Origin of the sequence: Vibrio sp. D420a, from assembly GCF_030248625.1 — a bacterium.
Lineage (GTDB): Bacteria > Pseudomonadota > Gammaproteobacteria > Enterobacterales > Vibrionaceae > Vibrio > Vibrio fortis_A.
Genome location: NZ_JAHGAN010000037.1, coordinates 1 through 10,445, shown reverse-complemented (window position 1 = coordinate 10,445; position 10,445 = coordinate 1). Strand labels below are relative to the sequence as shown.

General features: G+C 46.8%; 8 protein-coding genes. All 8 read left to right on the top strand.

The features are described 5' to 3' along the window. Positions 1-640 precede the first annotated feature (640 nt). The 8 genes from KI743_RS21055 (at position 641) to KI743_RS21020 (ending at position 10,344) form a co-directional block, all read left to right on the top strand. Entirely contained in the window at positions 641-1,315 is a 675-nt protein-coding gene (locus tag KI743_RS21055; RefSeq protein ID WP_285468032.1) for a hypothetical protein, read from the top strand. Positions 1,316-1,343: 28 nt separating this feature from the next. Then, entirely contained in the window at positions 1,344-2,042 is a 699-nt protein-coding gene (locus KI743_RS21050) for an ABC transporter ATP-binding protein (protein WP_285468031.1), read from the top strand. Continuing rightward, on the top strand, positions 2,030-3,310 hold the full coding sequence (locus KI743_RS21045) for an FtsX-like permease family protein (RefSeq protein WP_285468029.1): 1,281 nt from the start codon (positions 2,030-2,032) through the stop codon (positions 3,308-3,310). Before KI743_RS21050 ends, KI743_RS21045 begins: the two co-directional genes overlap by 13 nt. Before the next feature lie 58 nt (positions 3,311-3,368). After that, positions 3,369-4,124: an outer membrane lipoprotein-sorting protein gene (locus KI743_RS21040; protein WP_285468033.1), complete on the top strand. Its 756-nt coding sequence runs from the start codon at positions 3,369-3,371 to the stop codon at positions 4,122-4,124. 79 nt (positions 4,125-4,203) lie between these two features. Then, the gene (locus KI743_RS21035; RefSeq protein ID WP_285468028.1) at positions 4,204-5,502 is read left to right on the top strand and encodes a hypothetical protein; all 1,299 of its coding nucleotides are present in this window, start codon (positions 4,204-4,206) and stop codon (positions 5,500-5,502) included. Further along, positions 5,502-6,530, top strand: coding sequence for a sensor histidine kinase (locus tag KI743_RS21030; RefSeq protein WP_285468027.1), 1,029 nt, complete (start codon positions 5,502-5,504; stop codon positions 6,528-6,530). The genes KI743_RS21035 and KI743_RS21030 overlap by 1 nt, the downstream gene beginning before the upstream one ends. Before the next feature lie 37 nt (positions 6,531-6,567). After that, positions 6,568-7,377 (top strand): LytTR family DNA-binding domain-containing protein, encoded by an 810-nt coding sequence (locus KI743_RS21025; protein ID WP_285468026.1) that lies wholly within the window; start codon positions 6,568-6,570, stop codon positions 7,375-7,377. 177 nt (positions 7,378-7,554) lie between these two features. Continuing rightward, a complete protein-coding gene (locus KI743_RS21020) occupies positions 7,555-10,344 on the top strand; it encodes a pitrilysin family protein (RefSeq protein ID WP_285468024.1) in 2,790 nt (929 codons plus the stop codon). The last annotated feature ends 101 nt before the right edge of the window (positions 10,345-10,445 follow it).

The window sequence follows — 10,445 nt, the reverse complement described above, 5'->3', positions numbered from 1 at the left end:
TACTCGTAATGACGCATAACATTCTTAATAACAGGCAGTCTCGTTTTTCTGTCTGCCTGTTTATCAAAAAATTTATCATAAACCACTAAAAATTAAAGCAAATACATCGAGCTATGTATTCTGTCATCATATAGAAACGCGCCAGCGTGTTATCACTTTTTAACAGTGCCTGTTATCTAAGGCATGATTCTCACAAACATATTAACAAACAATAACTTATCAAAAATCCCATTGACAAAACGAGACTAAGTACTCAACAAAACAAGCCATTATTCATACTCAAACCAGATTAAAACTAAATAAACTGTATAGATACACAGAAAAGAAAGTAAAGATGATGAGTAAATTATCCAAAACTTGATATTAGGATTTGTAAGGCAAACGCACGCCCTCTGAATTGTGCAGAGTATTTAATCTAAGTGATTTTTGGGCAGAAATGAGTCAGCGCTGATTAAGGCCTCAAGTGGGCAATATCAGATTATGTATTGACCTATCTGTTGTATTCTTTCTTTTCGAATTTTCCATTCATTCCCCAACTCAACCATTCACTCCTCATAATTGCCATTCGTCGCATTGATAAAACGGCGTGACAGTTTGTGGTTAACCTTTCAACGTCAACATTTGAAAGGGATTAGGAATCATGACTGCTGCAAACAACACACATTCGCTTACTTCTCTATTTAGCCGCTCACTTTTGATTGGGCTTGTGTCAATCGTTCCGACATTAACATTTGCAAACCCAACGCCAGAAGCACTCTCTATGTACAACCAAGCTGCTCAAGGTGATGAAGAGATGGTTGAAGCGGCGCATGATGCGCTGAAATCGATCCTCGACAAAGAGGGGGCAACACCGCTGACTTTGGTCTACTTGGGTAGTACAGAAACCCTTCAAGGGCGCGATGCTTTTCTGCCTTGGAACAAGATGAAATATGTCGAAAAAGGGCTCGCTACCATTGATAAGTCTTTGACTCTATTAAATAGCATCGAGCAGCCTGTGGCTGAGCAGGAGAGAGTGCAAGGCTTGCCAGAAGCCTACCTTACCCGCGCGATGGCGGCGACTACCTATACCTCTCTACCTGACATGTTTAACCACTTTGAGCGTGGTTATGACCTCTATTTAGACCTGCTATCTGAAGAGGGATTTGCACACCAAAATTTTGCTGCCACCGCTTGGATCTACCGCTATGCGATCACCGCTTCGATTCGAGCAGAAGACCTCACACAAGCACAATCATGGCTAGCGGTTATGGAAGAGAAAGACAGCAGCAACATTGAAACCATGACGGCGAAGGCTCTCGTCAGTCAGGCTCAATAATATCCGTTCGAACAAGGGAGATAACAAGATGATAGTGTTCGAAGCCATTAAAAAGCGATACAGAACAGGTGAGCAGGTAGTGCATGCCCTCAATGGAGTCTCTGGAGCGATTGAGCAAGGCGAGATGGTGGCGTTATGTGGCCCGTCAGGCTCAGGCAAAAGTACCTTGCTCAATATCCTAGGAATGTTAGACCGAGATTACCAAGGGATGATTTCTATAGAGGGACAGCCCTACCCAGAACAAGCGATCCCAGCTGCGCGTTTTCGTCGTCACGGTTTAGGTTATGTATTTCAAAAATTCAATCTGGTGCCTGTCATGACAGCGCTAGAAAATGTTGCTTATCCTCTGATGCTCAATGGTTTGAGCCTTGAAGAGCAGCATAAGCAAGCGCAGCAGATGTTGATGCGTGTTGGCTTAGAGCAGTACGTTCACCATCGACCAGATAACCTTTCTGGTGGTCAGCAACAGCGTGTCGCGATTGCTCGTGCTTTGGTCCACAAGCCTAAGTTAGTGATTGCCGATGAACCGACAGCAAGCTTGGATAGCCACACTGCTAATAAAGTGATCGACATTATGCGCGAGCTTGGCCACGAGTTTGGCACCACATTTATTGTCGCCACCCATGATCCAAGAATGGCCAGCCGCTGTGATCGAGTGATTGAGCTGGTGGACGGCAAGATCGTGACCTCAACAATGAATCAGGAGGCCGTCTCATGGGCAAGTTAATGCAGTTTGGGTTTCTACATTCTCTGCGCCTAGCGTGGCTTAATCTCTTACGTAATGGGCGTCGTAGCTTGTTGTCAGTTTTGATCGTGGCGATTGCCGTGTTCGCACTCACTTCAGCAGGTGGGTATGGACTCTATACCTATGAATCTTTGCGAGAGTCGACCGCGCGCGATACTGGGCACTTAACACTCAGCACACCGGGTTACTTTGAGCAAGACGAAGATACGCCATTAAGCAACGGTTTAGACAACGCAGATGAACTGACAAAGTTGATCATTGGTGACAGCGATGTGCGCGGTGTTCAGCCACGTGTCTACTTTAGTGGCCTTGTTTCCAACGGTTCGAAGTCGACCATCTTTATGGGAACAGGTGTTAATGAGCGTGAATTCGACATGAAAGGGCCGTTTTTAGATGTTCGACAAGGGCAGACTCTAACCAGTGTTGAGTCACCAAGATACGACGATTCTGAGCCGCAAGTGATGCTGGGGAAAGACCTGGCGCGTAATCTCAAGGTGAGCATTGGCGATTGGGTTACGCTGCTCGCGACCACTAGTGATGGGGCCCTTAATGCCTTCGATTTTAAGGTGCAAGGTATCTACTCAACTGGCGTTCCTGAGCTAGATAAACGCCAGCTGTATGTTCATATCAGCCAAGCACAAGAGCTGCTGGCTACAGATCGAGTTAGCACACTGTCAGTATTCCTGTTTGAGACTCAATTGACAAGTCAGGTTGATCAACGCTTGCAACAAAAGCTGGCACAGCGCAACGGCGATGCGGACAGCTCGCAGATCGAGATCACTCCGTGGCAAGATCGCGCGTTCTTCTACGTTAAAGTTAAAGATCTCTACGATCGGATCTTCGGCATCATGGGAGCGGTGATGGCACTGGTGGTATTCGTCTCTCTGTTTAACACCATGACTATGTCGGTCACAGAGCGCACTCGAGAGATGGGAACGCTGTCGGCATTGGGTAGTTATCCATCTGAAATCATTGTTGGATTCTTGAAAGAGGCAGGCCTGTTAGCGGTACTCGGTGGTTTGCTCGGCGCCTTCGCCAGCGCGGCTGTGACTGTCCTATTACTGGTTGTGGATGTGCAAATGCCACCGCCTCCAGGCCGAACTGATGGTTATCCGTTAAATATCTACTTCTCTTTTGAACTGGTGGCCTACGCCATGGCTGGTGTGACTGCTATCTGTCTCATTGCTGCTTATTTTGCTGCTCGTAAGGGCGTAAACAAACCTATCACGGAGGCGCTGACTTATGTTTAATGACCTAAATGCCATTTCGAATAGACGTGCAAGCCAAACTGTTTGGTATCACACAGTAATGACGTGTTTGTTGATGTTGTCGTTTGTGTTTAGTGGCTCGAGTTGGGCGGTTGATGCCGACCAGGTGACAGAGATGATTGTCAAAGCCGATCGCTACCGACTCAACAGTGAACAAGCCTCAAAGGTGGTGTCTGTGGTGCACCTTTTTGATAATGATAAGTTGGATAAAACTCGCCAGTACAACGTCTACACACGTCCAAATCGTGAATCACTGGTGATCTTTAAATCGGCAGTGGAAGCTGGGCAAAAGATGCTGATGATTGAAGACAACTACTGGTTGCTCATGCCTAAGTCGCGCCGACCTATTCGCATCACACCAATGCAGAAACTTTTGGGTGAAGCCTCGGTGGGTGACATCTCAACACTGACTTGGAGTGAGGATTATCAAGGTGAGTGGGTGCAGCAAGAGAGCGTTGGGTTGGACAACGGTGAGCAGGTAACGACACATAAATTAAAACTGACCGCTAAAACTAAGGGAGCAAGCTATCAGTCGATCGACTTGTGGTTAACCACTGATCGCGCGTTCCCAATCAAAGCCGATCTCTACTTGAGATCAGGAAAGCTAGCCAAACAGGCATGGTTTGATGAAGGAGAGCGCAACGGTCTACCTAGTGTCGTGGCAATGAGTCTGCTTGATAAGATTCAGCCGAACAAGCGCACCTTGATTGAGTATCAAGAGATCAGCGAACAGTCACTGGCGGATAAGTACTACAACCCTGCGTACCTGTCTCGTAACAGCGTGTCTGGGCTATAGGTTGGTTGTGATGAACACTTTGGCTTGTTTGAAAACGAGAGATAGTAGCCCTAAACGCTGGTGTGCGCGAGCTGTCGCAATGAGCACCGCTGCAACTTCTCTATTGAGCGCGAGCGCATTGGCAAATGATAACCAGCTGAGCCTAGCTTGGGACTGGCAGGTCAACGCTGAAACGGTGCAATCACGGAAAACGCCATGGTTGAGTGAGCCCGAATATCATCGCCAGTCTGTGAATGCATTACTCGATCTTGAAGTGAATTATGCTCAATGGCTTGGCCTATTCTCGATTAAAGGCGACGACCTTTACCACAAACAGAGCCGACAAGAGATCCCCGATAGTCACAGTGATACACAGCTGATCGTGCGAGAGCTGTTTTGGCAACACAGTGTTAGCTTGTCTAATTCGCTGTTCGGAGATCAGTATATCGATGTCACGCTGGGTAAGATGCGTCTCGATTGGGGGGTTGGTTACGGCTATCGGCCATTGGATGTGATAAAGCCCTACCGACAAAATCCGGTAGGTATTGTTGCGGAAGAGGGCGCGGGCGTCGCATCACTCTCTATGTTTGACGATAGCGGTGAGTGGACCCTGCTTTACAGTGACTCTTCGTGGGGTTCTCAAGAGGTCAATCAGCTCGAAAGAGCCAGTGAACAACAAGGTGTGGGAGTTAAGCGCTACAACTTGATTGGTGACCATGAGTATCAATGGCTCGCCTACTATGACGATGTCAGACATGGGTTGCTTGGGGCGAGCTTAGTTTCGGTGCTTAACCTAGCGTGGGAGTTTCATGGATCCATGGTCTACCAACGCCACAGCCTAGGGTACAGTTTGCCTGATGCTCAATATCAGCCAGTTCAACTAGAGGAGCAAGGTGATGCTTTTCAAGCTCTTGTCGGGCTGACATGGGCTAACGACACCGGGCACAACATCGTACTCGAATATTGGTATGACAGTCGCGCATGGAGTGATTCTGAGTGGCAAACCGCAATCGATAGAGCCCAAGACTTATCGCAGATGCCGGCCACTCAGCCTTTGGCAAGTGCTTACACGCAGGGGTATCAGCACGCCAATATTGTTGAGCACAACCTGATGGCGCACTGGTCATTGGACTCAAGTGGTTGGCGACACTGGTTTGCTGATGGCGCATCTACATGGGCGTGGCTGGATGATGTTACCCCAACTCTGGATCTGATGATCGCCCCACAAGACGGCGGAATCATCGCAACACAATGGATCAACTATCAAGCAATAGACAATGGCAGTGCGTCGGTTGAACTGGAACTTGCTGCACGCTTTTTAGGCGGAAATAAGGATTCTGCTTACGCTAATTTGCCCGATAGTCATATGATTCTATTAAATATTAAAGGACGATTTTGATGAGTGAATCTGGATGTAAACAGTACTCTTGGTTTAAGAGTTGGTTAGTGACCACCCTGTTTTGTGTCGCGATTAGCGTGACAACTCAAAGTATCTGGGGAGGGCCACTGTTCACCAGTGCCATGATTAGTTTTGGCTTTGGCTACAGCGCGGTGTTTTCTTCTTTTGTCCTCATCAAGTTGTTTCCTGATACGTCACGCTTATTGGAGATCGCCATCTCAATGGTATTTGCTCTAACGGTCGGAACACTCAATGCGCACTACTGGTTGAATGGCTTCTTTGGGGAAGGTATATCTGAGCTTAAGTCGGTGATCTTCCTTGGAGTCATTTTCTGTTCGGTCAGCTACTACTATTTCTACACCAGAGAGCAAAAGCTACGTGCAGACAATGAATTAGAAGTAGCCAAGCGTCGCCAAGCAGATCAAGAGAAAGTGGTTGTACTCAGTCAGTTAAAGCAGCTACAAAGCCAAATTGAACCGCATTTCTTGTTCAATACTCTGGCAACAGTCAGCGCTTTGATCGAGACTGACAGTGGTAAGGCAAAGCTGATGTTGGATAAGCTTACTGAGCTTTTGCGAGTTACACTGCGTAATAGCCGAAGTGAACAATCAACCGTTGCTCAAGAGAGTGACCTTCTGGATGCGTATCTGAATATTCAGAAAATTCGTTTGGGTGAGCGCCTAACCTTCAGCATCGACAAGAGCCAAATCGACTCAACACAAGTGATCCCGCCATTTTTGATTCAGCCCTTGGTTGAGAATGCCCTCACTCATGGGATAGAGCCCAAGGCTGAAGGCGGTGAGATCTCGATTAGATTCAGTGCTGAGCAAGAGTATCTAACGATCGATGTGGTTGATAATGGCTTAGGATTGTCGAGCTCGTCCAATAGCGGCGGTCATGGTGTAGGGTTGAGTAATATCCGCCAACGTATCGCGATGTTATTTGATGAGCAGGCAAGCTTATCAATCAAAGAGCAAGCTGCTGGTGGGGTGGTGGCTCAATTAAAACTACCGCTCTCAGGCCAATAGAAATGGCGATTTACAGTGTGAATTTTAAGGAAGAATCATGGCGAATATGGCAAACAATAACGGCTTTACTGCCATCATAGCGGACGATGAGCCCTTGCTTCGCCATCACTTAGATAAGAGCTTGGCTGACGCTTGGCCAGAACTCGACATCCTTGGTCGGGCACAAAATGGTACCGAGGCGAAACAGATGATTGAGGCGCACCAACCGGATGTGGTGTTCCTTGATATTCGAATGCCTGAGCTTGATGGCATGGCTCTGGCAAAGCAGCTGCAAAGACAGACGAACCCACCACTGGTAGTCTTCATTACCGCGTATGATGAATATGCGTTGCAAGCGTTTGAGCGTAATGCCGCAGATTACCTACTCAAGCCGATCAACGAGGAAAGACTATTCTCATGCTGTCAAAAACTCAAAGATCGCTTGGAAGTACGCAAATCTAACTCCTCTCCCGTTGATATGGGATCGTTAATGGAGCATATCCAACAGCTCTCTCAAACGGTCGCCACACCACAATATCTCACGTGGCTCAAAGCCCATTCGGGTGATGATATCCATCTTATCGCAGTGGAAGACGTGCTCTATTTCAAGGCTGAAGATAAATATGTGTCAGTGTTTAAGCTTGGAGAAGCTGGCGCTGTTGAGGAATTTATTCTGCGCACGTCGCTCAAAGAGCTGCTCGGTCAGTTAGAGCCTGATGTGTTTTGGCAAATACATCGCTCGGTAGTGGTGCGAGTTGCCGCTATCGATAAGGTCAGTAAGAGCTTTTCTGGGCAGATGTCCGCATATGTATCTGGGGTGAAACTGCCGGTAAGCCGTTCATCACAAGGGCTTTTTAAAGGGATGTAAGTCGATTAGTAGTGGCTCTATTAGTAAAATAGAACAGGCTATGATTTTAAACGGATAGTGTGATGAATTTTATAAAATAACGATCTTGATCACAAAGATATTCATGTGATTTAGTATTAAACGATAATTATTCACTCGGTCTGTATATTGTCACGCAATGACATGTAAGAGGTTGTTATGAAAAATTATTGTTTAGTGGCCGCATTGAGCGTGACCTTGATCGGTTGTAGCTCTATCTCTACAGAAAATCGAATCCAATCCGATCCTGCTTGGGCATCGGGGCAGCTAGAAAACGGACTGACTTATCACGTCTACCGAGATATTGAAGAACCTGTATCGGTTCGACTTGTGGTGCATGCAGGTTCGTTCCAAGAAACCGAACAACAGGAAGGCTACGCCCACTTTGTTGAGCATATGGCGTTTAATGGTAGTGAAAACTTCTCGCAAAATGATGTCATCAGCCTATTCGAAGATGCAGGCGTTAGCTTTGGTGCCGATTTAAATGCTTACACCTCTTACCAAGAAACGGTCTACCAACTCGACCTGCCAGACAACACACAATTAACTCAAGCTTTGACTTGGATGCGAGATATCGGTGATGGTCTTGATATTGCTGACGTTGAAGTGGAAAAAGAGAAAGGCGTGATTCTGGGCGAGTTTCGCTATGCAAGACTTGAAGACAAGCAATTAGCCGACAAATTTTACGACTACTTTATCGAAGGTGGTCAGTATGAATCTCAGGATGCGTTGGGTACCAAAGCATCGGTCTTGGCGGTAGATCAGCAAGGGCTAAGAAGCTTCTATCAAACATGGTATCAGCCTCAGCTCGTTGAAGTTGTCGTTGCTGGTGACGTCGACAAAGAAGACGCAGTTGCGCTTATCAAGGAGAAGTTTGCAGACTGGGAGCGTGGCCAAACGCCTCGACCAGAGAAGCAGCGAATCACCTCGTTTAACGAAAATGACTTTGTTGAGTATGTAAAAGGTGGGGAATCGCCAAGCCTCAGCTTGATGTTCAATCGAGGTTCAGAAATTGTCTACACTCATGAGCAGCAGCATCAACGCTGGTTAGATGACCTCTCTCAGCGACTTATCCAGCAGCGCTTGGGCTCGGTATTTAATGACGCAGCCCTGCCTACTCAATGGCTACTCTCAGAACGTTACTCAATGGAGTATCAACGTTACTCTTTGGCCAGTGTCGCCTTTCCTGTCGGCTCCCGTGAGGTTTCCCAGCAGCAATTTATCTCTACACTGACCTCATTGAGGGATTATGGTGTCTCTGAAGATGAAATCGTTAGTGAGAAACAGTACTACATAGATTGGCTTCAAAATGTTGAGCATGAGTGGGATGCCATGAATGGGCTTGATCTCGCTAACTATAAGGTTAGTAGTTTAGCTGTTGAAGCACCAATGCAATCGGCGAAAGATGAGAAAGCCAGCTTAGAGGCTTTTGTCGGGAGCCTTAACTTAGACACCATCAACGCCAATATCCGCAGTCTACTGTCTAGCGACTACTTCTTGGTTATTGGAGTTGATGGTAGTGAAGATAAGGATGCGCTCACAGAGACGACAGCTAGCCTAAAAGCCGCTTATGCCGCACCTGGAATTAAAGTTGCACAAGTTGCTAACGATCATGGTTTTGTTGTTCCAAACACTACCGGAGAAGTGGTGCTTGTTGAGCAGGAATATGCTGACCCCTACATCCAAAAGTGGACCCTCAGTAATGGCGTAGATATGTGGTACCTGCGAGACACCTATGCCAATGACGAAGTTGGAATCTACTACACCAGTCTTGGTGGAAAAATGGCGCTCGACCCGAGCCTGTACCCCGCCACAGAAATTGCTATTGCTACTATGGCTCGAAGTGGCTTAGGTAGCTTTACGGGATCTGAGCTTGATGCGCATCTTGATCGAGAAACTATCGAACTGTACTCATTTATCGATTCAACCCGTCACGGTATTGAATTCAAACTCTACCAAGATGGCCTTGAGCAAGCCTTTGCCGCGCTTTATTCGATCGCTACTTCACCTAATATCTCTGCAAAGCAGTTAGACGCAGTAAAACAAGAGTTTATACAGGGAAGAACGGCCTTTCTTGAAAGTCCTATGGGGCAATTTGAACAGGCGATGAACCACAATACCTACCAAGTAAATAGCAGCCATTACTTGATTGATGGTAGTGCGGTAGAAAACGTGTCGGTTGAACAGGTGCGCCAACTTCATAACACTTTGTTTAGCAAAAACCGCCGCAATCAACTGGTGATTGTCGGTGATATCGACCCAAGCATCTTGAAGCCATTAGTCAGTCAATATGTGGCTTCGATTCCTTTGCAAGAGGCGTCGATTCCGGACTTTTCAGTGCCTTATAAACTGCCGAACAAGGAGCGTATCGATTTATCGGTCAACACCGAGAATAGCTCAGAATACATTCTACGAGTGATCTCCGATATTCCAGCTACAGAGACTTCGAACTCTCAACCTGAGGTCGGGGTAACTGCTAAAGAAGTGTTTATGACGGATTTGATGCAACGTATCTTGACCACACGTCTAGACGCTTATGTCCGCGAAGAGTTGAGTTTGGATTACTCGCCATACAACTACTGGATTTCACAAGATGGTGAGCGCAGTTACGATTGGTTTATTGGTGCGTTAATTGCTCCGAACAACGCGGATAAAATTGAGACTGCGATTGATAAGGTCATGGCCGACCTACTGAAAGGTATCTCTGACGATGAGTTAAGGGCAGCGGGCAAACAACTGGTGAATGACTTCGCACCGCTAGAATCGGCGCCTGTCGACCAGGCTTGGTTTGTGTCTCGCTATAATATGCATGATTTTGGCGTGGAGGCGTTGTTTTATGTAGAAGGGACGGTGGATTCTATCTCCCGCCAAGATATGGATGCGCTTGCGGAACGTCTGTTTGGTGAGAATAGCCGCCACTACAAGAATATTTTGCGTCCTAAAAATTAAGGTTGTAGATAGCTGAGCACTTTTGCCATAGCGGGAAAACAACAGAGTAAAAGCCAAGCGTATTATGCTTGGCTTTTTTATGGTTCATTGCGGCTTTCCGG

Bases quoted from the DNA above. Each gene is read 5' to 3' on its own strand.
- KI743_RS21055 (WP_285468032.1), top strand. From the start codon at position 641: ATGACTGCTGCAAACAACACACATTCGCTTACTTCTCTATTTAGCCGC.
- KI743_RS21050 (WP_285468031.1), top strand. From the start codon at position 1,344: ATGATAGTGTTCGAAGCCATTAAAAAGCGATACAGAACAGGTGAGCAG.
- KI743_RS21045 (WP_285468029.1), top strand. From the start codon at position 2,030: ATGGGCAAGTTAATGCAGTTTGGGTTTCTACATTCTCTGCGCCTAGCG.
- KI743_RS21040 (WP_285468033.1), top strand. From the start codon at position 3,369: ATGACGTGTTTGTTGATGTTGTCGTTTGTGTTTAGTGGCTCGAGTTGG.
- KI743_RS21035 (WP_285468028.1), top strand. From the start codon at position 4,204: ATGAGCACCGCTGCAACTTCTCTATTGAGCGCGAGCGCATTGGCAAAT.
- KI743_RS21030 (WP_285468027.1), top strand. From the start codon at position 5,502: ATGAGTGAATCTGGATGTAAACAGTACTCTTGGTTTAAGAGTTGGTTA.
- KI743_RS21025 (WP_285468026.1), top strand. From the start codon at position 6,568: ATGGCGAATATGGCAAACAATAACGGCTTTACTGCCATCATAGCGGAC.
- KI743_RS21020 (WP_285468024.1), top strand. From the start codon at position 7,555: ATGAAAAATTATTGTTTAGTGGCCGCATTGAGCGTGACCTTGATCGGT.